The organism is Lentzea sp. NPDC003310 (genome assembly GCF_040610935.1).
Taxonomy (GTDB): Bacteria; Actinomycetota; Actinomycetes; order Mycobacteriales; family Pseudonocardiaceae; genus Lentzea.
In genome coordinates this window covers 144,284-170,251 of sequence record NZ_JBEXNC010000006.1, presented here as the reverse complement: position 1 = coordinate 170,251, position 25,968 = coordinate 144,284, and the positions used below count along the sequence as shown (strand labels likewise).

Annotated in this window: 25 protein-coding genes; 13 read left to right on the top strand and 12 right to left on the bottom strand. The window is 69.0% G+C overall.

The features are described from left to right. Window positions 1-14: 14 nt before the first annotated feature. On the bottom strand, window positions 15-854 hold the full coding sequence (locus ABZX02_RS13460; RefSeq protein WP_355297903.1) for an SDR family oxidoreductase: 840 nt from the start codon (window positions 852-854) through the stop codon (window positions 15-17). A gap of 122 nt (window positions 855-976) precedes the next feature. Here ABZX02_RS13460 and ABZX02_RS13455 point away from each other — a divergent pair, with 122 nt between their 5' ends. Continuing rightward, entirely contained in the window at window positions 977-1,579 is a 603-nt protein-coding gene (locus tag ABZX02_RS13455) for a TetR/AcrR family transcriptional regulator (protein ID WP_355297901.1), read from the top strand. Between the two features lie 23 nt (window positions 1,580-1,602). Beyond that, window positions 1,603-1,758 carry a hypothetical protein gene (locus tag ABZX02_RS13450; RefSeq protein WP_355297899.1) on the top strand — a complete coding sequence of 52 codons (156 nt, stop codon included), beginning with the start codon at window positions 1,603-1,605 and terminating at the stop codon, window positions 1,756-1,758. 10 nt (window positions 1,759-1,768) lie between these two features. Here ABZX02_RS13450 and dnaB read toward each other — a convergent pair whose 3' ends face one another. The 6 genes from dnaB to ABZX02_RS13420 form a co-directional block, all read right to left on the bottom strand. After that, window positions 1,769-3,727: a replicative DNA helicase gene (gene dnaB / locus ABZX02_RS13445; protein ID WP_355298401.1), complete on the bottom strand. Its 1,959-nt coding sequence runs from the start codon at window positions 3,725-3,727 to the stop codon at window positions 1,769-1,771. Window positions 3,728-4,452: 725 nt separating this feature from the next. Next, a complete protein-coding gene (rplI, locus tag ABZX02_RS13440) occupies window positions 4,453-4,905 on the bottom strand; it encodes a 50S ribosomal protein L9 (protein WP_355297898.1) in 453 nt (150 codons plus the stop codon). Window positions 4,906-4,922: 17 nt separating this feature from the next. Beyond that, on the bottom strand, window positions 4,923-5,162 hold the full coding sequence (gene rpsR / locus ABZX02_RS13435) for a 30S ribosomal protein S18 (RefSeq protein ID WP_030480165.1): 240 nt from the start codon (window positions 5,160-5,162) through the stop codon (window positions 4,923-4,925). Between the two features lie 59 nt (window positions 5,163-5,221). Beyond that, a complete protein-coding gene (locus tag ABZX02_RS13430; RefSeq protein ID WP_089918350.1) occupies window positions 5,222-5,731 on the bottom strand; it encodes a single-stranded DNA-binding protein in 510 nt (169 codons plus the stop codon). Window positions 5,732-5,760: 29 nt separating this feature from the next. Further along, window positions 5,761-6,069 (bottom strand): 30S ribosomal protein S6, encoded by a 309-nt coding sequence (rpsF, locus tag ABZX02_RS13425; RefSeq protein WP_112276372.1) that lies wholly within the window; start codon window positions 6,067-6,069, stop codon window positions 5,761-5,763. 102 nt (window positions 6,070-6,171) lie between these two features. Then, window positions 6,172-7,104 carry a hypothetical protein gene (locus tag ABZX02_RS13420; protein WP_355297895.1) on the bottom strand — a complete coding sequence of 311 codons (933 nt, stop codon included), beginning with the start codon at window positions 7,102-7,104 and terminating at the stop codon, window positions 6,172-6,174. A gap of 131 nt (window positions 7,105-7,235) precedes the next feature. Here ABZX02_RS13420 and ABZX02_RS13415 point away from each other — a divergent pair, with 131 nt between their 5' ends. From ABZX02_RS13415 to ABZX02_RS13405, 3 genes are read left to right on the top strand one after another with little or no spacing between them, the layout of a single operon-like run. Next, window positions 7,236-8,006: a deoxyribonuclease IV gene (locus tag ABZX02_RS13415; RefSeq protein WP_355297893.1), complete on the top strand. Its 771-nt coding sequence runs from the start codon at window positions 7,236-7,238 to the stop codon at window positions 8,004-8,006. A gap of 23 nt (window positions 8,007-8,029) precedes the next feature. Next, window positions 8,030-9,406, top strand: a complete 1,377-nt coding sequence (locus ABZX02_RS13410) for a hypothetical protein (RefSeq protein WP_355297891.1) — start codon at window positions 8,030-8,032, stop codon at window positions 9,404-9,406. Between the two features lie 19 nt (window positions 9,407-9,425). Next, on the top strand, window positions 9,426-10,433 hold the full coding sequence (locus tag ABZX02_RS13405) for a GDSL-type esterase/lipase family protein (RefSeq protein ID WP_355297889.1): 1,008 nt from the start codon (window positions 9,426-9,428) through the stop codon (window positions 10,431-10,433). Here ABZX02_RS13405 and ABZX02_RS13400 read toward each other — a convergent pair. The 3 genes from ABZX02_RS13400 to ABZX02_RS13390 all read right to left on the bottom strand — a co-directional run bounded on the left by ABZX02_RS13400 (window position 10,345) and on the right by ABZX02_RS13390 (window position 15,290). Beyond that, on the bottom strand, window positions 10,345-11,958 hold the full coding sequence (locus ABZX02_RS13400) for a glycosyltransferase 87 family protein (RefSeq protein ID WP_355297887.1): 1,614 nt from the start codon (window positions 11,956-11,958) through the stop codon (window positions 10,345-10,347). The genes ABZX02_RS13405 and ABZX02_RS13400 overlap by 89 nt on opposite strands. A 102-nt stretch (window positions 11,959-12,060) precedes the next feature. Beyond that, the gene (locus ABZX02_RS13395; RefSeq protein ID WP_355297885.1) at window positions 12,061-14,388 is read right to left on the bottom strand and encodes a transglycosylase domain-containing protein; all 2,328 of its coding nucleotides are present in this window, start codon (window positions 14,386-14,388) and stop codon (window positions 12,061-12,063) included. Window positions 14,389-14,891: 503 nt separating this feature from the next. Beyond that, entirely contained in the window at window positions 14,892-15,290 is a 399-nt protein-coding gene (locus tag ABZX02_RS13390; protein WP_253322243.1) for a DUF5318 domain-containing protein, read from the bottom strand. A gap of 164 nt (window positions 15,291-15,454) precedes the next feature. On the opposite strand from ABZX02_RS13390, the gene ABZX02_RS13385 reads away from it, so the two are divergent. Both ABZX02_RS13385 and ABZX02_RS13380 read left to right on the top strand, forming a co-directional pair. Then, window positions 15,455-15,991, top strand: a complete 537-nt coding sequence (locus tag ABZX02_RS13385; protein ID WP_355297883.1) for a PadR family transcriptional regulator — start codon at window positions 15,455-15,457, stop codon at window positions 15,989-15,991. 32 nt (window positions 15,992-16,023) lie between these two features. Next, window positions 16,024-17,109, top strand: coding sequence for an inositol-3-phosphate synthase (locus ABZX02_RS13380; protein WP_355297881.1), 1,086 nt, complete (start codon window positions 16,024-16,026; stop codon window positions 17,107-17,109). Between the two features lie 50 nt (window positions 17,110-17,159). Here the strand turns inward: ABZX02_RS13380 and ABZX02_RS13375 are convergent, their stop codons facing one another. Then, window positions 17,160-17,894 (bottom strand): SDR family oxidoreductase, encoded by a 735-nt coding sequence (locus ABZX02_RS13375; protein ID WP_355297879.1) that lies wholly within the window; start codon window positions 17,892-17,894, stop codon window positions 17,160-17,162. 95 nt (window positions 17,895-17,989) lie between these two features. Here ABZX02_RS13375 and ABZX02_RS13370 point away from each other — a divergent pair, with 95 nt between their 5' ends. Further along, window positions 17,990-18,571 carry a hypothetical protein gene (locus ABZX02_RS13370; protein WP_355297877.1) on the top strand — a complete coding sequence of 194 codons (582 nt, stop codon included), beginning with the start codon at window positions 17,990-17,992 and terminating at the stop codon, window positions 18,569-18,571. Here the strand turns inward: ABZX02_RS13370 and ABZX02_RS13365 are convergent. Next, a complete protein-coding gene (locus ABZX02_RS13365) occupies window positions 18,520-19,149 on the bottom strand; it encodes an HAD family phosphatase (RefSeq protein ID WP_355297875.1) in 630 nt (209 codons plus the stop codon). The genes ABZX02_RS13370 and ABZX02_RS13365 overlap by 52 nt on opposite strands. Before the next feature lie 103 nt (window positions 19,150-19,252). Between ABZX02_RS13365 and ABZX02_RS13360 the strand changes: the two genes are divergently transcribed. The 5 genes from ABZX02_RS13360 (at window position 19,253) to ABZX02_RS13340 (ending at window position 25,947) form a co-directional block, all read left to right on the top strand. Continuing rightward, window positions 19,253-20,383 (top strand): MFS transporter, encoded by a 1,131-nt coding sequence (locus tag ABZX02_RS13360; RefSeq protein WP_355298399.1) that lies wholly within the window; start codon window positions 19,253-19,255, stop codon window positions 20,381-20,383. 64 nt (window positions 20,384-20,447) lie between these two features. Continuing rightward, the gene (locus ABZX02_RS13355; protein WP_355297874.1) at window positions 20,448-22,466 is read left to right on the top strand and encodes a PhoX family phosphatase; all 2,019 of its coding nucleotides are present in this window, start codon (window positions 20,448-20,450) and stop codon (window positions 22,464-22,466) included. A 129-nt stretch (window positions 22,467-22,595) separates the two neighbouring features. Beyond that, on the top strand, window positions 22,596-24,689 hold the full coding sequence (locus tag ABZX02_RS13350; RefSeq protein ID WP_355297872.1) for a PhoX family phosphatase: 2,094 nt from the start codon (window positions 22,596-22,598) through the stop codon (window positions 24,687-24,689). 126 nt (window positions 24,690-24,815) lie between these two features. After that, window positions 24,816-25,355 carry a DUF3455 domain-containing protein gene (locus tag ABZX02_RS13345; RefSeq protein WP_355297870.1) on the top strand — a complete coding sequence of 180 codons (540 nt, stop codon included), beginning with the start codon at window positions 24,816-24,818 and terminating at the stop codon, window positions 25,353-25,355. Window positions 25,356-25,401: 46 nt separating this feature from the next. Next, window positions 25,402-25,947 carry a DUF3455 domain-containing protein gene (locus ABZX02_RS13340; RefSeq protein ID WP_355297868.1) on the top strand — a complete coding sequence of 182 codons (546 nt, stop codon included), beginning with the start codon at window positions 25,402-25,404 and terminating at the stop codon, window positions 25,945-25,947. Window positions 25,948-25,968 lie beyond the last annotated feature (21 nt).

Below are 25,968 nucleotides of genomic sequence, written 5' to 3'. Positions count from 1 at the left end.
CGACATCAAAACAGTCAGGGCGCCGGCACGGCCTTCTCCGCCGCACGACTGGTCTCCTCCCACGCGGCCCACGTCTCCATCCGCCGCCGCGAGATGTCGAACGCGACGTCGTAGACCATGCTGCCGAGCAACAGCCGGAGCGGCGGCTCGTCACTGGCGACCAGCTTCATGACCGCCTCGGCGGCCAGCTTCGGCTCGCTGTCGACGGACCCCTCGGCCCACTGCTTCTCCAACTCGGCCCGCAACCCGTCGTACACCGGGTTCGGCGTGGTCGCCCGGCTGCTCGCGTACAGGTCCGTCCAGTACCCGCCGGGCTGGACGATGGTGACCTTGACCCCGAACTGCGCGGCCTCCACGGCCACCGCCTCGCTCATCCCCTCGAGCGCGAACTTGCTCGCGCTGTACAGCCCGGTGCTCGGGAACCCGCCGAGCGCACCGATGCTGGAGATCTGCAGCAGGTGCCCACTCCCGTTGGCGCGCAGGTGCGGCAACACGGCCTGACTGACCCACAACGCCCCGAAGAAGTTCAGCTCCATCTGCGCCCGAGCCTCGGCCTCGCTGAACTCCTCGACCATCCCGGCGAACAACGCGCCGGCGTTGTTGACCACGACGTCGAGCCGCCCGAAGTGCTCGACGGCCTTCCCGACGACGTCGAACACGGCCTCCCGATCGGTGACGTCGAGCGCGATGCGCAGCAGCCGCTCCGGGTGCTCGGCCGCGAGCGAGTCGAGCGGCGACAGGTCCCGAGCCACGCCGACGACCGCGTCCCCGGCGGCGAGCGCCGCCTCTGTGAACGCGCGGCCGAGTCCGCGGCTGGCACCGGTGACGAACCAAACTCGAGCTGAGGCAGTCATGCCGTTCCCCCTCCGTTGGCGAGACGAGACGTCTCGTCTCGCTGATGTTCGAAAGGATGCACGACGTTTCGCGTGCTGTCAAGACGAGACGTCTCGTCTCGTTGTTTGCTATGTTGACCCCCGTGTCCACGACAGGTGCCCCAGACCCCAGCCGCCGCAACGACGCCACGCGGCGCGCGATCCTCAGCGCGGCCATCGACCAGGTCGGCGAGGTGGGCTACGCGAAGCTCACGATCGAGCGCATCGCCAAGTCGGCAGGCGTGGGCAAGCAGACGATCTACCGCTGGTGGCCGTCCAAGGGCGCGGTGTTCTTCGACGCCTTCCTGGACCTCGCCGGTGACGGCGAAGCAGCAGCCCTGCCCGACACCGGAGACCTGGCGGCAGACCTGAAGCTCGTCCTGGTCGCCACCGTCGACGAGCTCAACGACCCGCGCTTCGACCGCGCGATGCGCGCCCTGCACACCGAGATCGTCCTGGATCCGGTCCTGGCCGCCGACTACGCGGCCCGCCTGGACAACCCGATGCGTGAGATCAAGAAGGCACGGCTGCGGGCTGCGCAGGAGGTCGGCCAGCTGGCTGACGAGGTGGACCTGGAGGTCGCGGTCGACCTGATCTGGGGGCCGGTCCTCAACCGGTGGCTGCACCGGACGGCGCCGCTGACCAGCGAGTACGCCGAACAGGTGGTGGACACGGCGTTGGCCGGCCTCACGCCCCGCAAGTCGTAGCCTGCCCGCCACGCGTCGCTCCCGTGCGGCGCGGCACCAAACAGGACACCGAAGGCGCTCACGCGCTGGTGTTCGTGGACCTGTCCGTCGGCACGGCGGCCTTCTACGTGACCTCACCCGACGTCGAACCTGGTGCCGTCGAGCAGCACGCCGACAGCTGGAACAGGTTCGCCGGCTGACCTGCCCGGATCAGGTCTGGGCCAGGTCCGTGAAGCGGCTGTAGTGCAGCTGGTGCGCCACGGTGATGGTGGCGGTCGGGCCGGCGCGGTGCTTCGCGATGATCAGGTCCGCCTCGCCCGCGCGCGGGTCGTCGCGCTCCCAGGCGTCCGGGCGGTTGACCAGGATGACCATGTCGGCGTCCTGCTCGAGGGAGCCGGACTCGCGGAGGTCGGAGAGCATCGGGCGCTTGTCGGTTCGTTGTTCCGGGCCTCGGTTCAGCTGCGAGATCGCGATGACCGGGACGTGGAGCTCCTTGGCGATCAGCTTGAGGTTTCGGGAGAACTCCGAGACCTCTTGCTGGCGGGACTCGGTCTTCTTGCCCGAGGACATCAGCTGGAGGTAGTCGACGACCACCAGCTTGAGGTCGTGGCGCTGCTTCAACCGACGCGCCTTGGCCCGGATCTCCATCATCGTCAGGTTCGGGCTGTCGTCGACGAAGAGGGGGGCCTCGCTGATCTCGCTCATGCGGCGGGCCAGGCGGGTCCAGTCGTCGTCGCTCATGGTGCCGCCTCGCATGTCGCTGAGGCGGATGCGGGCCTCGGCGCTGAGCATGCGCATGACGATCTCGGTGCGGCTCATCTCCAGGCTGAAGATGGCGCTGGTCATGCCGTGCTTCACGGAGCACGACCTGGCGAAGTCGAGGCCCAGCGTCGAGTTGTGCGTGGGGATCATCGTCTCGCCCGCGAGGTACAGGTGGTCGTGGTTGTCGACCTCCACGCACCTCACCGGGACCGAGGCGACCGGGCGGACCGCGACGATCTCCACCTGGTCGTGCTTGCCGAGGCTCGCGATCAGCTCGTCGACGTCGTGGCGCAGGCGGGCGAAGCGGCCGTCGATCTGGAGGGCCGCCAGCAGTTCGGCGCGCTGCTTGGTCGACGCGCGCAGGTAGGTGGCGGGGATGTGCGGGTCGTCGGCCAGGTCCAGGTCCTTGGCGACGCGCAGTTCCTCGTCCGTCAGCTCCAGGTCGCCGAGGCCCGAGAGGAACTTGCCGAGCGCGGTGGGCGAGAGGGGCAGCTGTGCGGTGGGCAGGTCCCAGGCCGCGGACATGCGCACGAACATGCGGCACACGCCGACGCGGTCGAAGAGTTGCGCGGTGGTGCGGATCGCCCAGAAGCCGCCGGTCTCGCTGCACGACTCCGCGAGCCACTGGTGCTCGGCGTCGGCGACGATCACCGTGCCGTCGGAGAACTCCACCTCGAAGCAGGGGCGGCCCTTCATCACCTCGGTCGCCGCGACGACCCGGGTCGGGCGGCCGTCGGCGCCGATCAGGTGCGAGCCGACCTCGACCTCGCCCATCGTCGTCCAGCCGGACGGGGTGGGCAGCGGGGTGTCGAGGGCCAGCGCCTTGCCGACACCGGGGCGGGCGGCGACGATGATCATCTGGCCGCCGTGCAGGCCGTTGGTCAGGGCGTCCAGGTCGGCGAAGCCCGTCGGGATGCCCTGCGAGATGCCGCCGCGGGACGCGATCGCGTCGATCTCGTCCATCGTCGGCTGCAGCAGGTCTTCGAGGGCCACGTAGTCCTCGGTGGTGCGGCGGTCGGTGACCTCGTAGATCGCGGCCTGCGCGCGGTCGACCACCTCGTCGACGTCGGCGCCCTCGGCACCGTTGTAGCCGAGCTGCACGATGCGCGTGCCGGCCTCGACCAGGCGGCGCAGCACCGCCTTCTCGGCCACGATCTCGGCGTAGTACCCGGCGTTCGCGGCCGTGGGGACCGTCGCGATCAACGTGTGCAGGTACGGCGCGCCACCCACGCGCAGCAGTTCGCCGCGGCGCTCGAGCTCGGCCGAGACCGTGATCGGGTCGGCGGGCTCGCCGCGGCCGTAGAGGTCGAGGATGCAGTCGTAGATCGCCTGGTGCGCCGGGCGGTAGAAGTCGTTCGGCGCGAGTGCCTCGATGACGTCCGCGATCGCGTCCTTCGACAGCAGCATGCCGCCGAGGACGGACTGCTCCGCCGCGAGGTCCTGGGGCGGCTGGCGCTCGAATGCGGGTTCTGCCATGCCCCGGTCGTCCACGAGCGCCACTGCCGAATCACCCCTGCGAAAGAAGTCGAGAGCCGGTGCCTGAGTCCCCTAGTTGTACCGCGCGGCACCGACAATTCCGGGCGGCCACGCTGTGCGATGGCCTCGCCCTGACAGCGACGCTAGAGGGACCCGTCCGGAGCAAGCAAACCAGCGTGTGGATCGTCCTGTGGACAACTGGGGGACAACTTGTGGATGGTTGCTCACAGGGGTTGCGGCGCTGGGGACAACCTGTTGACAACCAGTGGAGTGACAGAAGTAACTGCAGCTCAGGGGCTGTGTACAAGTTGTGGAAAAAGTTGTGCGCCACACCGTCGGCGTGTCGCGAAAAACGCCGTCTTCGGCGTGTCGCGCCCCCGCTGTACGGGCGGTTTATCCACAGGAGGTGGACAGGGCGGCGCTGGTCCGAACGAGTGAAAGCGCCACCCGCCCGGAGCATTCCGGGTGAGCGGCGCTTCAGCAAACCGAACCGTGGGCCGTCCCCACCAACGGGTGGCGGGTCAGGCCCACGAGCCAGTGACTACCGGGCAGGTGGGGTGTGCGGGGGCTTCCCTGCACACCGGACACTGCTGACCACGGCGAGCTGCGTCAGCAGCGTTCGCCGCCTCGTCGCGTGAGCGGCGAGCGGGGGCTGACTACTCGCCCGCGGTGACCACGAGCGGCAGGGCGACGGTGACCTCGGGGTGGAGGCGAACCGTGACCTGGTGCTTGCCGGTGGTCTTGATGTGACCCGGCAGCTCGATGGCGCGCTTGTCCAGGACCGGACCACCGGCGGACTTGACGGCAGCCGCCACGTCCGACGCGGTGACCGAGCCGAACAGCTTGGTGCTGCCGGCCGCGGCCTTGGCCTTGAGCTCCACGGAGAGACCCTCGAGCGCGGTCTTGATCTCCTTGGCGTGGTCCAGGTCGCGCACGCGGCGGGTGTCCTGCGCGCGGGTGATGACCTGGATCTGCTTCTGCGCGCCGCGGGTCGCGACGATCGCGAGGCCGCGCGGGAGCAGGTAGTTGCGGCCGTAGCCGTCCTTGACCTCGACGATGTCGCCGGGAGCGCCAAGGCCGGAAACGTCAGCGGTGAGGATGAGCTTCATCGCGGTGTCTCCTTCTCTTAGCGGGCGGTCGAGGTGTAGGGCAGCAGCGCCATCTCACGGGCGTTCTTCACGGCCACGGCGACGTCGCGCTGGTGCTGCGAGCAGTTGCCGGTGACGCGGCGGGCACGGATCTTGCCGCGGTCCGAGATGAACTTGCGGAGCAGCGTCGTGTCCTTGTAGTCGATCAGGGACGCGCTCTTGTCCTTGCAGAAGGCGCAGACCTTCTTCTTGGGCTTGCGCACAGGCGGCTTGGCCATGTGTCTCTAACTCCTGGATACGCAGTGAATGAAGTACTGGATGACCGGTGCGGTTCGGTCTAGAAGGGGGGCTCGTCGGCGAAGCCACCGGAGCCGGCCGGCGGGGCGGAACCCCACGGGTCGTCTGCCGGAGCGCCACCGCCACCGCCACGAGACTGCTGACCGCCGCCGCCGCCGAAGCCGCCGCCACCGCCGCCGTCTCCACGGCTGACCTTGTTGACCTTCGCGGTCGCGTAGCGCAGCGAGGGGCCGATCTCGTCGACCTCCAGCTCCACGACAGTGCGCTTCTCGCCTTCCTTCGTCTCGAAGGAACGCTGGCGCAACCGTCCGGAGACGAGCACTCGCGAACCGCGGGTGAGCGACTCGGCCACGTTCTCGGCGACCTGACGCCACACGTTGCACCGCAGGAACAGCGCTTCGCCGTCCTTCCACTCGCCGGACTGGCGGTCGAAGGTGCGGGGCGTGGAGGCGACTGTGAAGGACGCCACCGCCGCACCGCTCTGGGTGAAGCGCAGTTCGGGATCGGCGGTCAGGTTCCCGACCACCGTGATCGTCGTCTCACCAGCCATGTCTTGGGAGCTCCCCTAATCGAGGTTCGTCAGGCCTTGACGGCCGACTTGGCGGGCTCGCGGCGCAGGACCTTCGTCCGGAGCACCGTCTCCTGCAGACCGAGCTGGCGGTCCAGTTCCTTCACCGCGTCCGGCGTCGAGGTCAGGTCGAGCACCGCGTAGATGCCCTCGCTGTTCTTGTTGATCTCGAAGCTCAACCGGCGCTTGCCCCACACCTCGACCTTCTCAACGTTTCCGCCCGTGGTGCGGATGACGTTGAGGAACGTGTCGAGAGACGGCGCGATCGTGCGCTCGTCAAGGCTGGGGTCGAGGATGACCATCACTTCGTAATGACGCATGAGGACCACTCACCTCCTGTGGACTCGCGGCCACGGGCTCTCCGTGGCAGGAGGGTCTGTCGCGTCAGCAACTGACAAAGGTTAACAGAGCGCGTCCGGCGACTACGCAGGGGTGCGGCGCAACGCCCAGGTGCGCACCAGTGCGCCCGTGACAAGCGCGAGCATCAGCACCGCGACCAGCACCGGAGCGCCGACGCCGCCGGGTCCGGACAGCCGGGGCAACGCCGTCGCGCGGCCGGCCGCCTGCACCGAGTCGCCCTCGACGCCGGTCCCGTTGGACGCGCGCGGCACCTGCGAGCCGTACCGCACGCCGGGCGACGGCGAGTACAGGCCGGGCATCGCGAACGGCAGCGAGCCGTAGCTGAACAGCGGCACGCGGCCGAAGTTCGAGCCGATCGGGTAGAGCGAGAAGTCGCGGTTGCTCGGCGCGCCCGCGCCGACACCGGGCACGCCGGGGGTGCCCGGCTGCGTGCCGGGCTGACCGGGCGGGGTGCCGGGCTGGGGCTGCTGAGCAGGGGGTTTCGGTGCGCCGGGGATCGCCCCGACGGCCTGCTGGGACGCGTCGGCGACGGCCTTGGCACCGTCCTGGACGGGGGCGACGACCTGGTTCACGCCGACCACGGTCACCGCGCAGCCCTGCGTCAGCGTCGCGCGCACGGTCTTGTCGAGCTGGCCGAGGATCGGCCCGAGCAGCGGGATCTTGTTGACCTCCGCCATCACCGCGTTGGCGATCGTGCCGCCGGAGATGGTCGTGGTGCCGACCTGCACCGCACCGATGGGCATCGGCTTGACCTGCGCGAACGCCGTCTTGAACGGCTCCGCGAGCGGCGGTCCGAGCAGTGGCACGGCACGGACCAGGTCCGTGATCGGCTGCGTCACGGCGGCAGCGCTGAGAGAGACGGGAGTGCCGGGCGCGCCCTGCACGGTGGTGGCACAGCTGCCGACCACGATGGGATCAGCCGCGTGCGCGACCCCGCCCACCGAAGCGGACGCCAGGGCCAGCAACGCCGTGGCGGCGACGCTCAACAGCCTCATGCGAACCCCTTTCCTACTCTCAAGTAACGACCGTAGGTCCTGGTGGTGACGTAAACCATCCCCAGTTTTTCCAGTTACTCCTATCGGCGGCGGCTGCGATGGCGTTATGGACGCCGACTACCCTCCTGCGTATGCGCATCGGGGCCCATGTACGCGACGACGACCCGGTCGGCGCCGCGGCCGAACGCGGGGCCGAGGTCGTCCAGTTCTTCCTGTCGGATCCCCAGGGCTGGAAGAAGCCGAAACCTCATCCGCAGACGGAGGCCCTGCTCGCCTCCGACCTCGAGGTGTTCGTCCACGCCCCGTACCTGATCAACATCGCGTCGCTGAACAACAAGATCCGGATTCCGAGCAGGAAGAACGTGATCCAGCACGCGGAGGCCGCCGCGACCGTCGGCGCCAAGGGCCTGATCGTGCACGGCGGCCACGTCACCAAGGGCGAGGACCCGGCCGACGGCTTCGCGAACTGGCGCAAGTTCTTCGAGCGCCAGGTCGCCGAGGGCGGCTTCGCGGTCCCGGTCCTGATCGAGAACACCGCGGGCGGCGAGAACGCCATGGCCCGCACCTTCGACTCCCTCAAGCTGCTCTGGGACGCGGTCGGCGAGTTCGGCGCGGGCTTCTGCCTCGACACCTGCCACGCGTTCGCCGCCGGCGAGGACCTGGTCGGCATCGTCGATCGGGTGAAAGCCATCACCGGCCGGATCGACCTCGTGCACCTCAACAGCTCGCGCGACGAGTTCGGCTCCTCGCGCGACCGGCACGACAACATCAGGACTGGCACCATCGACGCCGACCAGCTGGCGGCCGTGGTCGCCGCGGCAGGGTGCCCCGTCGTGGTGGAGACCCCGGACGAGGGCCAGGCCGAAGACATCGCCTTCCTGCGCGACCGCGCCGGCCGGTGAAGACCGTGCACGAGGTGGTGAGCGTGACGCCCGAGCGAGGCGACGCCGGCGGCGTCGCGCACCGCTTCGGCAGCGCCGCCCTCGCCGTGCTCGTGCTGCTGTGCGGGCTCACGCTGCTGCTCGGCTTCATCAACAAGGACCGCTGCACCGGTCCCGCGTTCGACCAGTGGGGCCGCACGCAGCCCGACTACGACGAGCGCAACAAGGAAGACGTCTGCTACTCCGACATCCAGCACCTCTGGATCGGGCGCGACATCGACCGCCACGTCTTCCCCTACGTCGACGGCAACATCAACGACAAGGGCATCCTCATCGGGGGCACGGTCGAGTACCCGGTGCTCTCCGGCCTGCTGATCTGGGCCGGCGCGATCTTCGCGCACAACGACGCGGAGTACCTGCTCTACTCGTCGCTGCTGATGGCCCCGTTCGGCCTGCTCACGGGCTGGCTGCTGGGCAAGCTCGCCCGCTGGCGCGCGCTGCTGTGGGCGATCGGTCCACCGCTGGTCCTCTACGCGTTCCACAACTGGGACCTGCCGGTCGTGCTGTGCTCGGTCGCCGCGGTCTTCGTGGTGCACCGCTGGAACCGGCCGCTGGTCGAGAGAGCGGTGGTCGCGTCGGTCCTGCTCGGCCTCGGGTTCGCGTTCAAGGTCTACCCGGCGGCGTTCGTGCTGCCGCTGATGCTCTTCGTCGCCACCGGTGGCTGGCGCGGCCAGGAGATGCCGGAGGGCAAGAAGGTCGACGTCGCGGGCGCGGTCAAGGTCGGCCTCGCCTCGATCGTCACGGTCGTGCTGGTCAACCTGCCGTTCGCGATCGCGGGCTACGACGGCTGGGCGGCGTCGTTCGAGTTCCAGTCGCTGCGCCGGGTCGACATCACCACGAACTCGATCTGGTACTGGGGCCTGCGGCCGTTCATCGGCGACGACGCGATGCAGTCGCTGGTCGGCGTCGTCTCGCCGATCACGATCCTGGTCTCGTTCGCGATCGCCGCGGGTTACGGCTGGCTGCGGTTCCGCCGCGAGGGCAGCTACCCGTGGATCGCCGTGTCCGGCGCGATGCTGTGCGGCTTCATGCTGCTGCACAAGGTCCACTCGCCGCAGTACACGCTGTGGCTGGTGCCGTTCCTCGTGCTGCTGCGCGTGCGGCTGGTGTGGGCGTTCGCCTACTTCGTGGTCGACCTCGCCATGGGCATCGGTATCTTCCGCTGGTTCTGGGCGATCGAGTTCGGGCAGCCCGCCGGGATCTACGACAGCTTCTCCGCGCAGGCCGTGATGATCGGCGTGTGGGGCCGGGCGGCGCTGCTCGTGGCGCTGTTCGTGGTGTTCCTGAAGGCCCGGGACGTCACCGAGGACGACCACGAAGATCTGAAGTTCCTCCGCGGAGCTGTGGCGAACAGGGCCTGACCAGCCGCAGACTTCACCCGTGAGGGTGATCATCGTGCTGGCGCTGCTGCTGGCCTGCGGTGCCTCCGGCGTGCCCGTGCGGTCGGAGGTGATCCGCTGGCTGCCCGTGTGGCAGGCGGTGCCGACGCTCGCGGCCGCCGTCCCCGACCAGACCGTGCGCACGACGGTCGACCTAGCCGCGGGCGGCACGTCGGTCCGGGTGCGCCTGTCGAACCTCATGGGCACCAAGCCGGTCCGCGTCGAGCAGGCCCGCGTCACGGCGGACGGCGAGACGCGGCAGCTCACGTTCGGCAGGTCGAAGAGCGTCACCATCCGGGCGCGCGGCGAGGTCTACAGCGACGCCGTGCAGCTGAAGGTCACCAAGACGCTCGACATCAGCACGTACGCACCGGCCGGAACACCGTGCCAGGCCCGTGCGCACCGCACGATCACCTCGACGCGCGAACAGATCTGCCTGGTCTCTGCTGTCGAGGTCGCGGGCTTCACCGCCCCCGGCGCCGTGGTGATGTTCGGCGACTCGATCACCGAGGGCTGGTACGAGAACACGTGGCCGTCGTTGGTGCAAAGCGACTACGCGGTGCTGAACGCCGGCATCAACGGCAACGGCGTGGTGCTGGGCAACGCGCCGATGGTCACCCGTGTGCACCGAGACGTCCTCTACAGCAACGAAGTCCGCAAGGTCGTGCTGCTGGGCGGCATCAACGACATCCAGAACGACGTCAGCGCCGAGAACGTCATCGCCGGCATCCGCACCTTGCAACTGCGGTGCCGCAACGAGGGCGTCGAGTTCCACGTCGGCACCATCACGCCGTGGCGCGGCTGGTACACGTGGACCGAGCTCAAGGAGCAGCAGCGGCAGAAGGTGAACGCGTGGATCCGCGCCACCTTCCCCGACGCCATCGACTTCGACGAGGCCGTCCGCGACCCCGCCGATCCGCTCAGACTGCGTCCGGAGTTCGACTCCGGTGACCACCTGCACCCGAACGGGTCCGCATTCGGTGCAATGGCTCGCCTCGTGCGGGTGTGACCAGCTGCCGGTCCGGCGCATCGGCCAGCACGCCCGCCAACGGGTCGTCGCCCGCCTGCCGCACCAGGTCGCGCTCCGGGTGGTAGATCTCCTTGAGGATCAACACGCACAGCAAGACGACCGCGGCGTCACGCAGCAACACGGCGCCGAGGAACCAGTCGATCGGCAGGCCCTTGTTGTCCGTGCCGAGGTAGAAGTACATGCGCGGCACCCACACCAGCGCGTCGACGGCCATCCACGCCAGCAACAGCTTCCAGCGCGGCAACGCGAGCACGGCCAGCGGCACGAGCCACAGCGAGTACTGCGGGCTCCACACCTTGTTCGTCAGCAGGAACGCCGCCACGACCAGGAACCCGAGCTGCGCGAGCCGCGGCCTCGTCGGTGCCGAGAGCGCCACGTACGCGATGCCGGCGCAACAGACGAGGAACAGCACCATGCTGACCGTGTTGAGGACCGTCGGCGGCTGGCCCTGCGTCAGCCCGGGGTCGAAGCCGGGCCACCCCGTCCACTGCTGGACCACGTTGTAGAGCGTGTCCGGGTCCGCGTTGCGTTCGGTGTTGAGGCGGAAGAACTCGCGCCACCCCGTCTGCGACGCGGGGTTGAGAGCGATCGGTGCGTTGACGAGTGCCCACGCGCCTATGGCCGCCGCAGTGGTGCTGAGGCCGACCTTCAGCCGGTTCGACCGCCAGCACAACAACAGCAGCGGCCCGAGGAGGAACAACGGGTAGAGCTTCGCCGCACCACCGAGCCCGAGCAGGACACCGGCGAGTAGGGGTTTCTTCCGCGCCCACGCCAGCAGACCGGCCGTCGCGAACGCCGTCGCGATCGTGTCGAAGTTGGTGAACGCATGCACGACGACCAGCGGTGACACCGCCACGATCGCCGCGTCCCACATCCGGCGCCGCGCGATCCGGGCGACCGAGTACACCGTGACGAGCCACGCCACGGCGAGCCAGAACGCGGTGACGTTGAAGAACACGATCACCGTCATCGGCAGGCCCGGCACGAGCGCCACGAGACCCTGCGCCACCCTCGCGTTGAGCCACATGAACAAGCCCGTGACCACCGGGTACTCCATGTACCGGACGTGCTCGGTCGGCTTGCCCTCGTCGTCCTTCCAGGACGTGATGTACGGGAACGAGCCGCGCTGGTCGAGCCGTTCCGCGGTGTAGAGCGGCACGGTGTCGGAGTAGCAGAGAGCGGTGAACTGCTTGCTGCCCCGCCAGTCGAGCTGCACGACGCCCTTGTCGTCCACGTACTGCTGGATACACGGCGACTTCTGCACCCAGCCCAGCAGCAACGTCACCACGGCGAGCATCAGGACCACCCGCAGCGCCGTCCAGAAGTAGTTCCGGCCGACCTGGGCGTGCCTGCCGAGCGGACCGCCGAACGGTCTGCTCAGGCCGCGGGCGAGCGACTCGGTCCACGTCGGTGCGACGCGCTCTTCTCGGGTGAGCGAGTCGGTCTCCCCGGCGCGGTCGGACTCGGAGACCTCGGCGGGAAGCTCGGCAGGGCTGCTGGGCACGGGGCGGATGTTACGGCCAAGACCGTTTCGGCGTGGTCAACATCCCAGCTACGGGCAAAAGCGAAGGGGCCCGGTGCGGTGTGCACCGGGCCCCTTCGCGGATCAGCCGCCTGGTCGAGGTCGACCGCTGGTGGACGTCTCCGGGTCGTCGGACGGGTCGGGGCAGTTGATGCCCGGCAGGCAGCCGGGGTTCTGCCGCGACGTCGTCGGCTTGCCCGGCTCCGTCGTCTGCGACGGGGTGTTGTTGTTCGTCGACGGGTTGTTGTTGCTGCTCGGCGGCGCCGACGGGGGGTCGGACTTCTTCGGCGGGTTGAAGTTGCCGAGCGGGACGGGCTTCGCGAACTGCTCCTTCTGCACGCCCTCGAGCGCCGCGTCCATGAACCGCTTCCACATCAGGCCGGGCAGGCCGGAACCGAAGACGGGGTTGCCGCTCTTGTCCCTGATGGCCACGTTGCCCTGGTCCTTGCCGACCCACACCGAGGCGGCGAGCTGCGGCGTGTAGCCGACCATCCAGGCCTTCGAGTTCTGGTTGAGGCTGCCGGGGAGCTCGTGCGTACCGGTCTTGCCGGCGCACGGGCGGCCACCGGCGCACGCGATCGCGCCGGTCGGGATCTGCTTCAGCGTCTCGGTGACGTTGTCGGCGATGTCGCGGCTCTTCGTCTCCACCGGGTCGAACGCCGGCGTCGGCTGGTCGACGTGCTGGTAGAGGACGTCACCGGTCGGGCCGGTGACCTTCGTGACGAAGAACGGCGCGCGGTACACGCCGCGGGCCGCGAACGTCGCGTACGCCGAGGCCATGTCGAACGGCCGGACCTGCGCGCTGTCGGCGCCGATGGAGATACCGGCGGTGGGCGGGTTGCCGCCCTCGCCGACCAGGGTCTGCTTCTCCTGGCCACCGACCCGGACGACCTTCGGGATGCCCGCCGCGTGCGCCGCGTCGGCCACGGCCTTGGTGCCCGTGCCCTCGGGGCCCGCCACCATGTCGTAGAACACGGTGTTGAGGGACTCCTTCATGGCCTGCTTGATCGAGCACTCCTTGCCGCACGTGGTGTTGCCCGCGTTGCGGATCTCGACGCCGGCGATCTTGCGCGGGGTGGCGTCGTAGGTGTCACCGATGCCCTTGCCCATCTTCAGGGCGGCGACCAGGTCGAACGGCTTGAACGACGAGCCGGCCTCCTGGATCGTGCCCTTGGCGTAGTCGATGCCCTTCAGGCCGTCCTTGCCGGGGTAGTAGGCCCGGACGGCGCCGGACTGCGGTTCGATCGCGCTGAGCGAGGTCCGCAGGTCGGGGTCCTGGCCCGCCATCACGGCGTTCACCGCGTCGAGCGCGGCCTTCTGCATCTTCGGGTCGATCGTCGTGGTGATCGTGACGCCGACCTTCTGCGCGCGCTCCATCGTGATGCCGACGAGCTCGCTGTCGATCTCGTTCTGGACCTGCTGGCTCACGCGGGCGAGCGGGCCGTCGAGGCTCGCGGGCTGCGTCTGCTCGAACGGCAGCGGGGTCGGGTACTGCCGGGCGTCGAAGTCGGCCTGGCTGATCCACCCCTTCTGCCGCATCTGGTCCATCACGAACTCCCAGCGCTTCTTCGCGTGCTCCTCGTCCTCCGACCAGGAGGGGATCTGGATCATGCCCGCGATGAAAGCGGCCTCGGACGGCGTGAGGTCCTTCATCTGCTTGTTGTAGTAGACCTGCGCGGCGGCCTTCATGCCGTTCGCACCACGACCGAAGTACACGGTGTTCATGTACGCCGTGAGGATCGTGTTGTGGTCCGACTCGTTGCTCATCTTGTAGGCCTTGACGAGCTCGGTGAACTTACGGGTCAGCGTCGCTTCCTCTTGACCCGTGGCCTTCTTGATGTACTGCTGCGTCAGACCGGAACCACCCGAGCTGCCGCCCGTCGCCTGGATCCAGACGGCGCGCACGATGGCCTTGGCGTCGAAGCCGGGGTTGTCGTAGAAGTTCGCGTCCTCGGCGGCCATGACGGCCTGCTTGACCGTGTCCGGCAGCTCCTCGTACGTGAGCAGCGTCCGGTTCTGACCGGGCGAGGTGATCTTGCCCATCTCACTGCCGTCGGAGTAGAGCAGCGTGATCGTCTTGTCCTGGGCGTCCGCGATCTCGTTCGGGCGCGGCCAGTCGACGAGCGGGTAGGCGACCGCGACGGCGATCACCGGGCCCAGGATCATCAGGCCGATCGAGACGAACGCCGCGATCCGGACGCGCTTCCAGATCTTCTTCTTGCGCAGGCGACGCGCCTCCTCCTCGGTGAGTTCGGGCTCGTCGTCGTAGTACTCGTCGTCATCGTCGTCCACGCCGGCCATCAGGAACTCGTCGTCGGGCTCGCGGTGGGTGATGAGCTCGGGCTCGCGCTGCGTCGGCCGGTTGACCGGCGGCATCTGCGTGGTGCGCTCCTCGCCGGGGCGCGGGGGCATGCCGGGACGGCCGGGGCCGCCAGGGCCACCCTGCGGACCGCCGGGGCCACCCGGACCACCGGGGCGACGGCCACCGGGAGGCGGGGCGATGGGCATGCCGCCGGGGGGCGTCGGCGGACGACCGGGGCCGCCCGGACCGCCCTGGGGGGCGCCGGGACCGTTCATCGGCCGGCCGGGACCGCCCTGGGGCCCGCCGGGGCCACCCTGGGGACCGCCTGGTCCGTTCGGGCGGCGCGGGGGCTGCTGCTGTGGGAAACCACCGGGCGGCGTGCCACCCTGGGGAGGGCGCGCGAAACCGCCGGGCGGGGTGCCCGGTCGCGGCTGATTCGGGACATCGCGTCTCGTGCCGCCACCGTCCGGGTCGTCCCCGGTCGGCCACTGCGGCTCGCCTCCGCGCTGCCGGTCATCATGCTGGTCGTTCACGTGAAAAGGCCTCCCAGACCGGCGTGCATCAGCACACGGTTCGGTGGTCGTACTTCGTTCGGAGCAGTGTCACCTGAGCGTCATTCCGCCGCAGTCCTCCTGCGTGGCTTTTCCAGCCCACGCTTCCCCAGGACGTATGACTGCACCAGGTGGTTCCAACTGCATGTGCGGCAAACCTCGACCACGTACACGGAGAACTCGTCGAAGAGGTTCGCCATCTTCACCAGTTCTTCAGGTGCGCGCGCCGAGCCGGCCGCGTGCTTGAGCTCGTCTCCGTAGACCCACGAGACGTGGGTCAGCGGCTCCTTCCGGCACACCGGACATGGCACCTCGGTCGCCGTCCCGTGGAACTTCGCAGCTCGCAGCAGGTACGGGGACGCGTCGCAGACCTCCATGGTGCCCGTGCGACCGGCATAGACCTCCGCCAGCAGCGCTCGGCGCTGCAGCGAGTAGTCCACCACCTGTCGTTGGGTCAACACGTGACCAGAGTACGTGCCGGGCGCTTTTCGATGATGGGCCGTTCAGGGCAGCAGTACCCGGCGCGGTATGACGGTGTGCCACATCCCACAGTTCTGAGAGGCACACGATGTATCGCGCCGATATAATCACCTCACCTATCGGTGCAGGTGCGAGGAGGTGACTCGTGTTCGAGTTCGCGCTGCTCGGCCTGCTGCACGAGGCGCCCATGCACGGCTACGAGCTGCGCAAGCGCTTGCATGACCTGCTCGGAGCGTTTCGAGCGTTCTCGTACGGATCGCTGTACCCAACACTGCGGCGACTCCAGCGTGCGGGCCTGATCGTGGAGGAGGGGCCGGAGGACTCGGCTCTTTCTTGGGGACGTCGGGCGCGCAAGGTCTACAAGCTGACCCCGGACGGCAAGGAGCGGTTCGCCGAACTCCTGGCCGACGCGGGCCCGCAGACCTGGGACGACGACTCGTTCGGGGTCCACCTGGCGTTCTTCTCGCGGACGCCGGCCGACGTCAGGATGCGCATCCTGGAAGGTCGGCGGCGGTGTGTCGAAGAACGCAGGGAAGGGCTTCGCGAGCGGCTCACGCGCACGGGTGAGCAGATCGACCGCTACACCCGTGAGCTGCACAGCCAAGGCCTGGAGAGCACGGAGCGCGAGGTGCGGTGGCTCAACGAGCTCATCGCGCACGAGAAGTCCGAGCAGGACGAGTAGCACTCATCTGTTGAACCAAGGAGGACTCGGCAATGGGCGAAAACCGCCGCACCGTTCGAGTGGCCATCGTCGGGGTTGGCAACTGCGCGGCGTCGCTGGTGCAGGGTGTCCACTACTACCGGGACGCCGACCCGAGCACCCGCGTGCCCGGTCTGATGCACGTGCAGTTCGGTGACTACCACGTGCGCGATGTCGAGTTCGTCGCCGCGTTCGACGTGGACGCGAAGAAGGTCGGTGTCGACCTCTCGGAGGCCATCGGGGCCAGCGAGAACAACACCATCAAGATCGCGGACGTGCCGCCGCTCGGCGTCACCGTCCAGCGCGGTCACACCCTCGACGGCCTCGGGAAGTTCTACCTCGAGACGATCGAGGAGTCCGACGCGTCGCCGGTCGACGTCGTCGCCGCGCTGCGCGAGGCCGAGGTCGACGTGCTGGTCTCGTACCTGCCCGTGGGTTCCGAGGACGCGGACCGCTTCTACGCCCAGTGCGCCATCGACGCCGGTGTGGCGTTCGTCAACGCCCTGCCCGTCTTCATCGCGTCGGACCCGGAGTGGGCGGAGAAGTTCCGCGCGGCCGGCGTCCCGATCGTCGGTGACGACATCAAGTCCCAGGTCGGCGCCACCATCACGCACCGCGTGCTGGCGAAGCTGTTCGAGGACCGCGGTGTCCAGCTCGACCGCACCATGCAGCTGAACGTCGGCGGCAACATGGACTTCCTGAACATGAAGGAACTGGAGCGCCTGGAGTCCAAGAAGGTCTCCAAGACCCAGGCCGTCACGTCCCAGGTGGACCGCGAGATGGGCAAGCGCAACGTCCACATCGGTCCGTCGGACTACGTGGCGTGGCTCGACGACCGCAAGTGGGCCTACGTCCGCCTCGAGGGTCGCGCGTTCGGCGACGTGCCGCTGAACCTCGAGTACAAGCTCGAGGTCTGGGACTCCCCCAACTCCGCGGGCATCATCATCGACGCGGTCCGTGCCGCGAAGATCGCCCTCGACCGGGGCATCGGCGGCCCGATCCTGTCGGCGTCGTCGTACTTCATGAAGTCCCCGCCCGTGCAGTACTCGGACTCCGAGGCGCACGAGGCCGTGGAGAAGTTCATCCGCGGCGAGGCCTGAGTTCTCTGCGCGTAGGGCCGCTCTCCTCCGTGGAGAGCGGCCCTACGGCTTCACCGCTTCGAGAGCCGGAGCTTCTGCCAACTGCCGTCGGCGGTCCACCCGCCGTCGACCGGCAACGCGACCCCGTTGATGTACTTGGCGTTGTCGCTCGCGAGGAACCGCACGGCCTGTGCGATGTCATCGGGCGCAGCGAACCGACCCACCGGCACGTGCTCGGTGATGTCGTCGTCCACGTAGTACCCGCCGGCCTGCGACTCGACGTCCATCTCGGTCTTGACCCAGCCGGGACACACGGCGTTGACCCGGATCCCCCGCCCGCCCCACTCGACGGCGAGCGTGCGCGTCAACCCGATCAGCCCGTGCTTGGTCGTGTTGTACGCGGCCCGGTCGGCCACGCCCTGCAGCCCGGCGACGCTCGCGATGTTGACGACGCTGCCGCTCCGCTGCTGGAGCATGATCCTGCCCAGCGCCTGGGTGAGCAGGAACGGGCCGGTCAGGTTGACCGCCATGATCCGTTCCCACTGCTCGAGGCCGGTGTCCTCGAACGGCACGATGCCGGCGATCCCCGCGTTGTTGACCAGCACGTCCACCCTGCCGTGGGTGCTCACGACGTGATCGGTCAGGCGCTGGACGTCGGCGGCGCTGGCCACGTTGCCGACGATCCCGTCCTGGCTCTCCTGCAGGTCGAAGCCGACGACGGCGAACCCGTCCTCGCGCAGCACCTCGGCGATCCGCCGGCCCATGCCCTGCGCGGTACCGGTGACCACGGCAACTCGTTGCGTCATACGGGCCACGCTAAGCAGCCGTGGGCGGTTCGGCACAGCCTCGTTCGCGTGTTCGGAGTCTCAGCGCAAGCCCGGCTTCCGCTACCTTCGGCGCGGTGCGCACGTTGCTCGTCGCCCTCCCCGGCCTGGTCCTCGCCGCCATCGGCCTGACCCACCCGCACCACCTGGACGCCTCGACCGCGCAGTGGTGGCAGGACATGCGCGTCATCCTGGCCGCGGTCTTCCCGCTCCTCGGTGCGGCGCAATGGGTCCTGCTGGCCGACACCCCGCGCTACGTCCGCTACCCGGCCCGCGCCGCCACGTTCGGCTACGTCGTCTTCTACGGCGCCCTGGACGCACTGGCCGGCATCGGCGGCGGCGCCATGACCCTCGCCAACGGTGGCCGCTCGCCCGCCGACGCCCCGATCTTCGAGATCGGCAACCAGCTCGGCAGGGTCGGCGCGTGGTGCTTTTTCGCCGCCAGCCTCGCGATCGTCGTCTGCGCACTGCTCGAGCACCGCCTCAAAGCGATCCCCGGCGCTGTCTTCCTGGTGCTCGGCAGCTACCTGTTCCTCAGCAGCCACATCTACTGGCCGAAGGGCGTGCTCGCCTGCGCGTGCATCGCGATCGGCATGGCCGCGACCAGCTACGCCAGCGCGTCCGGCAGGTCGGCGATCGAGGACAGCACCCGCACCTGAGCCAGTACTTCGGGGTCCGGCGGGAAGTGCGGGTTCGGCACGGCGAGCACGGTCATGCCCGCCGCCAGGGCCGCCTTCAGCCCGTTCGTCGAGTCCTCGACGGCGTAGCAGGAAGATGCCGAGACGCCGAGGCGTGCAGCGGCCTCCAGGTAGACGTCCGGCGACGGCTTGCCCGCCGCGCAGGACTCGGACGAGATCGCGACCGGCACGGGCAGGCCGGTCACCTCCAGGAAGACCTCGATCAGCACGAGCGGTGCGGACGAGGCGATCGCGATCGGGTAGCGGGCCGCCACGGCGCGCACGGCCTCGACAGCGCCCGGGATCACCGGCAGGTGGTCGGCGTAGGCCTTCTGCATCTCGGCGATGACGCCCGCCGAGGCCTCCTCCGCCGTCAGCCGCACGCCCACCTCGTCGACCAGGTAGGCGGCCCACTCGGGGGTCGACATGCCCTGCACGGCCCGGGTCGCCTCCGGGAACCAGGTGCCGCCGTGCGCGGCGGTGAAGGCCCGCCGCACCTCGTCCCACACCTGCTCGGAGTCGATCAGCACGCCGTCGAGGTCGAAGATCACCGCATCCACGCAGGCCACCGTACCCTGTGGCGCATGATACTTCGCTATGCTAAGCAAAATCGGTTAGGATAGCGAAGTGAATTTCAAGGCTCAGCCCAAGCAGGTGTGGATCATGGCGTTCGCCGCGGTCATCGCCTTCATGGGGATCGGGCTCGTGGACCCGATCCTGTTGTCCATCGCGGAGGGTCTGCACGCAACACCCGCGCAGGTCACCCTCCTCTTCTCCTCCTACCTCGGCGTCCAGGTCGTGGCGATGCTCTTCACGGGCGCGGCCACGGCGCGGTTCGGCGCCAAGCGCACGCTCGTCGGCGGGCTCGCGCTGATCGTCGTCGCGACGCTGCTGTGCTCGGCGGCGGGGAGCATCGGCCAACTCGTCGGACTGCGGGCCGTGTGGGGGCTCGGCAACGCGTTCTTCATCGCGACCGCGCTCAGCGTCATCGTCGGTGCGGCGAGCGGCGGGCAGAAGGCCGCGATCCTGCTCTACGAGGCCGCGCTCGGTCTCGGTCTGAGCGTGGGGCCGCTGCTCGGCGCGTTGCTCGGCAGCATCTCGTGGCGCGGGCCGTTCCTCGGCACCGCGGTCCTGATGGCCGCCGCCTTGATCCTTTGTGCAACGTTCCTGGCCAAGGACTCGCACCAGGAACGTCCGCGGATCGGTCTGCTCGACCCGCTCAAGGCCCTCCGGAACCCGACCCTCTTCCGCACCAGCGTCGGAGCGGCGCTCTACACGGCCGCGTTCTTCACAGTTCTCGCCTGGTCGCCGTTCGTGCTGCGGTGGGGTGCCGTGGAGATCGGACTGATCTTCTTCGGCTGGGGCGTGTGCGTCGCCGTGTCGAGCGTCTTCCTCGCGCCGCGGCTCGCGGACCGCGTCGGCGAGAAGGCCGCGATCATCGGGTCCGTGCTGGCCTTCGCCGTGCTGATGCTGCTGATGGCGGTGCCGAGCAAGCCGCTGCTGGTGGTGGCCGTGATCGTGAGCGGGCTGGTGAGCGGGCTGCTCAACACCCTGTTCACCGGTACGGCGATGAGCGTCAGCGACGCGCCGCGGCCGGTGGCGAGCGCCGGGTACAACTTCCTGCGGTGGCTCGGCGGCGCGCTGGCCGCGACGTTCGTGAGCCACCTGGCCCAGCCGTTCGTCGTCGCCGCGGTCCTCTGCGTCGTCGCCGCCGGGCTGCTGACGCTCAACCGGACGGACACAAGGGACGTTCCGTCCGAAGCTGTTCTCGCGGGTGAACAACTTGTGGGTTAACAAAGCATGAACGGAAGCCTACGGTCGGTGGCGGTTCCCGCACCGACCGTAGGAGGCCACCACCATGATCCCTCTGCCACTCGTCAACCACCGCGTCGGCAGAGCGGCGGTGACATGCGAGTACCGCTGCGGGGACGCGTGCTTCCACGACGTCCCGAACACCTCGGACAACCCGTACTTCGGCGATCTGGTCAGCCGCCGCACCGCGCTCAAGGCCGGTGCCGTCGTCGCCGCCGCGGCCACCATCGCCACGCCCGCGACCGCCGCGGCCGCACCGGAGTCCTCCCAGGGCCGCCCACCCAGGGGACTCGACTTCAAGCCCGTCCAGGTCAACACCAAGGACGAGGTCGTCGTCCCCGAGGGCTACGAGCAGGGGATCGTGATCCGCTGGGGCGACCCGCTCTTCCCCGGCGTCCCCGAGTTCGACTTCGACGACCAGACCGCCGCGAAGCAGGAGAAGCAGTTCGGCTTCAACTGCGACTTCGCCGCCATCCTGCCGCTGGACCCGTTGGAGCTCAGCGGGATCATGGTCACGAACCACGAGTACACCAGCGAGACCTTCATGTTCCGGGGCTACGACCCGAACAACCCCACCGAGGAGCAGGCCAAGATCGGCTGGGCCGCGCACGGCCTCTCGGTGTTCATGATCAAGCGCTCGCTGTTCTCCGGGCACTACAAGCCGCGCTTCAGCAAGTACAACCGCCGCATCACGCTCAACACGGTGTTCGAGGTGCGCGGCCCGGCCGCCGGCAGCGACCTGCTGAAGACGTCCGTCGACCCCACCGGCAAGAAGGTCTTCGGCACCATCAACAACTGCTCCGGCGGCGTCACGCCGTGGGGCACGATCCTGTCCGGCGAGGAGAACTTCAACCAGTACTTCGCGAACGCCGCCGGCCGCAACGACCCGCGCCTCACCCGCTACGGCGTCACGGGCACCGCGACCACCCGCAAGTGGGAGCGCTTCGACAAGCGCTGGGACCTCGCCCAGGAACCCAACGAGGTCAACAGGTTCGGCTGGGTCATCGAGCTCGACCCGCACGACCCGGACTCGACGCCGGTCAAGCACACGCACCTCGGCCGCTTCAAGCACGAGACCGCGAACATCCGGGTCGCCGACGACGGCCGCGTCGTCGCGTACTCCGGTGACGACGAGCGGTTCGAGTACATCTACAAGTTCATCTCCACCGGGAAGATGATGCGCGGCAACAGCAAGGCCGCGCGCCGCCACAACATGACGCTGCTCGACGACGGCACGCTGTACGTCGCGCGGTTCAAGGGCGACAGCCCCGCGAGCGAGATCGACGGCACCGGAAAGCTGCCCAGCGACGGCAAGTTCGACGGCACCGGCGAGTGGATCCCGTTGGCGGCGGGCAAGAAGTCGTTCGTGCCCGGCATGACCGCCGAGGAGGTGTACGTCTTCACGCGCATCGCGGCGGACAAGGTCGGCGCGACGAAGATGGACCGCCCCGAGGACATCGAGTGCCACCCGCGCACCGGCACGGTCTACTGCGCGCTCAGCAACAACGTCGAACGCGGTGTCACGGCGGGCAAGGAGGGCGCGACCGAGCCGAACCCGCGCATCAACAACCGCCACGGCCAGGTGCTGGAGCTGCAGGAACGCCGCAGCGACGCGCTGGCGCTCACGTTCAACTGGGGCCTGTTCCTGGTCTGCGGTTTCCCCGACGACCCGAACACGTACTTCGGCGGGTACGACAAGTCGCAGGTCAGTCCGATCTCCAGTCCGGACAACGTGGCGTTCGACCGGCACGGCAACCTGTGGATCTCCACGGACGCCGACGGCAAGCTCGACGGGCTGAACGACGGCCTCTACGGCGTGCCGCTGGAAGGCCCGGAACGCGGTCACCTCAAGCTGTTCCTCACGGTCCCGCGCGGCGGCGAGACGTGCGGGCCGGTGATCGGCGAACGGGTGATCACGATCTGCGTGCAGCACCCCGGCGAGGTGGACGGCGCGAGCGCCGACAAGCCCGTCTCGAACTGGCCGGACCGCGGCACCAGCAGGCCGCGCCCGTCCGTCGTCGCGGTGTGGCGCAAGGGTCGTCGTCAACTGGGTGAGATCGGCTGATCACGGCGCGTGCTGTGATCGTTCGGGTGTAGGACGAGTTCGCCGGCCGTTCACCTCGTGGACGGCTGGTGAACGCGTTGGGCTCTTAGGTTCGGCCAGTTCCCACACTGACCGATCTCGGAGGCCTGCGTGTCCTCACCCACCGATCGGGGCCGTCGCCTGCTGCCCCTGCTCCCGACCAACCACCCGCTCGGGCGCCAGGCCGTCACCTGCGAGTTCCGCTGCGGCAACGCCTGTGCCCACGAGGCGCCCAACTCGTCGGCCAACGCGTACTTCGGCGACGTCGTCAAGGAGGTCGTGAGCCGCCGCGGCATGCTCAAGGCCGGTGCGGTCGTCGCGGCCGCCGGTGCCGGCGCGCTCGCGTTCTCCGGTTCCGCCGCCGCCGCTGCCGCTCCCGAGCACGCCGAGGCCCTCGGTCGCGGTGGCAACGACCCCGGCGGCCTCAACTTCGAGCCGGTGGCGCCCAACACCCTCGACCAGCTCAGCGTGCCCCAGGGCTTCCAGCAGGACGTCGTCATCCGCTGGGGCGACGCGGTGCTGGACGACGCGCCGAAGTTCGACTTCGACAACCAGACGCCCGAGGCGCAGGCCAAGCAGTTCGGCTTCAACAACGACTTCTGCGGTCTGGTGCCGGTGCCCGGCTACCACGACAGCTGGCTCATGGTGAGCAACCACGAGTACACGTCCGAGACCTTCATGTTCAAGGACTGGACGCCCACCACGGTCACCGAGAAGCACGCCAAGATCGCGTGGGCCGCGCACGGCCTGTCGGTCGTGATGGTCGACCGCGACCCGCGCACCGGCAAGCTCTTCGTCTGCCCGGACGACAAGAAGAAGTACAACCGCCGCATCACCCTCACCACGCCGTTCGAGGTGAAGGGCCCGGCCGCCGGTTCCAAGTACCTCAAGACGTCGGCCGACCCGACGGGCCGTCGCGTGCTCGGCACGCAGAACAACTGCGCCGGTGGCGTCACGCCGTGGGGCACGATCCTGTCCGGCGAGGAGAACTTCAACCAGTACTTCGCCAACGGTGGCAACGTCACCGACCCGGACACCAAGGCGAAGTTCGCCCGCTACGGCATCAGCGGCGGCGCGACGACGCGCCAGTGGGAGCGCTTCGACAAGCGCTTCGACCTGGCCCAGGAGCCCAACGAGGCCAACAGGTTCGGCTGGATCGTCGAGATCGACCCGCTCGACAAGAACTCGACGCCGGTCAAGCACACCGCGCTCGGCCGCTTCAAGCACGAGGGCGCGAACGTCATCGTCGCCAAGGACGGCCGCGTGGTCGCGTACATGGGCGACGACGAGCGCTTCGACTACATGTACAAGTTCGTCACCGACGAGAAGATGCAGAAGGGCCAGTCGAAGCGCGCCCGCGAGCACAACAAGCAGCTGCTGGACAAGGGCACGCTCTACGTCGCCAAGTTCACCGGCGACAGCCCGGCCGCCGAGATCGACGGCACCGGCAAGCTCCCGGCCGACGGCGAGTTCGACGGCTCGGGCGAGTGGATCCCGCTGGCGCACAACGACAGGTCGTTCGTGCCCGGCTTCACCGCCGAGGAGGTCTACGTCTTCACGCGCCTCGCCGCCGACAAGGTGGGCGCCACGAAGATGGACCGCCCGGAGGACGTCGAGCCCTCGACGCACAACCGCCGCATCTACGCCGCGCTGACCAACAACACCGACCGCGGCAAGGCGGGCAAGGAAGGCCCGACCGAGCCGAACCCGCGCAACGGCAACAAGCACGGCCACGTCCTGGAGATCGAGGAGCGCCGCAGCGACAACACGGCGACCACGTTCTCGTGGAAGCTGCTGCTGGTCTGCGGTGACCCCAAGGACCCCGGCACGTACTTCGGCGGCTTCGACAAGTCGCAGGTCAGCCCGATCTCGTGCCCGGACAACGTCGCGTTCGACACGCACGGCAACCTGTGGATCTCCACCGACGGCAACGCGCTGGGCTCGAACGACGGCCTGTTCGCGGTACCGGTCTCCGGCAAGCGCCGGGGCCAGGTCAAGCAGTTCCTCACGGTGCCGAAGGGCGCGGAGACCTGCGGCCCGGTCATCACCGAGGACTTCGTGCTGGTGTCCGTGCAGCACCCCGGCGAGATCGACGGTGCGTCGGCCAACAACCCGCTGTCGCACTGGCCGGACGGTGGCACCTCGCAGCCGCGTCCGTCCGTCGCGGTGGTGTGGCGCAAGGACCGCAGGAAGATCTGCGACTGATCGAGTGGTCCGGCTCACTCTGATCTTGTGAACCGGTGCAGCCGCCCGTCCGTGTGATGGGTGGCTGCACCGCGGACAGCCAAATCCCCTGATAGTCCACTTTGTCTGTCCACTTTGGAGTGCGCTGTGAACGTTCGTCTTCTCGTTGGTGCCACTGCTCTTCTTGGTCTCGCCGCGTGCGGCACGCCCGTCGCCGGCAGCGCCACGCCCACTCCTGTCGCCGCGGCCCAGGACGTGCCCGTCGCGGCGGCGGTCCAGGTCCCGGCGGGGCAGGAACTGGTCGGCGAGTACCAGGCCACGGGCGTGCAGACCTACTCGTGCCAGGGCAACGCGTGGAAGGGCCTGGAGCCCACCGCGACCCTCGTCGACAAGGACGACAGGCCGATCATCATCCACTCCCGCGGCCCCGTCTGGATCTCCGCGGTGGACGGCAGCGCGGTCGAGGCGGCCCCGGTCGACGGAGCCAAGAACGACGTCAAGGGCGCCGTGCCCGAACTCCTGCTGAAGGCCAAGGCCGTGCGCGGCGACGGCCTGTTCGGCAAGGTCACCTACGTCCAGCGCCTCGCGACCGAGGGCGGTGTCGCCCCGGCCGGTGGCTGCAAGGCCGGCGCGCAGACCTCCGTGCCGTACAAGGCTCTCTACACGTTCTTCGCGCCCGCCAAGTGAGACGGTACTGAACCGGTCCGGATTTCGGTCCGTACGACCGGAAGTGATGAAACGAGCTGGATTAGTCCTGGTCTCATCAACTCTTCTGGGCATCCTCGCGGGAGGTGCGGGCTCCACCGCCGCACCGACCCCGGAGATGGATGCCGCGGGCGACATCGCCGCGAGGGTCGCACCCGCGGTGCAGGTGCCGCCCGGCAACAAGATCGTCGAGAAGTTCTACGCCAAGGGCGTGCAGACCTACACATGCACCGCCGGGGCGTGGAAGGGCTTGGAACCCGCCGCCACCCTGGCGGACCGGCTCGGCCGGGCGGTGGGGCTGCACTCCCGCGGGCCGATCTGGGTCTCCACGGTCGACGGCAGCGCGGTCGAGGCCGCCCCGGTCGACGGCGCCCGCAACGAGGTCCCCGGCGCCGTGCCGGAACTGTTGCTGAAAGCCAAGTCCACCAGGGGTTCCGGCGTGTTCGCGAACGTCAGCTACGTCCAGCGCCTCGCGACCAAGGGCGGCGTCGCGCCCACCGGCGGCTGCACCGAGGGCGCCCAGACGTCCGTCAAGTACGAGGCCCTCTACACCTTCTCCGTGCCCGCCGCCTGACCCCCCGGTGACGAGGGCGGC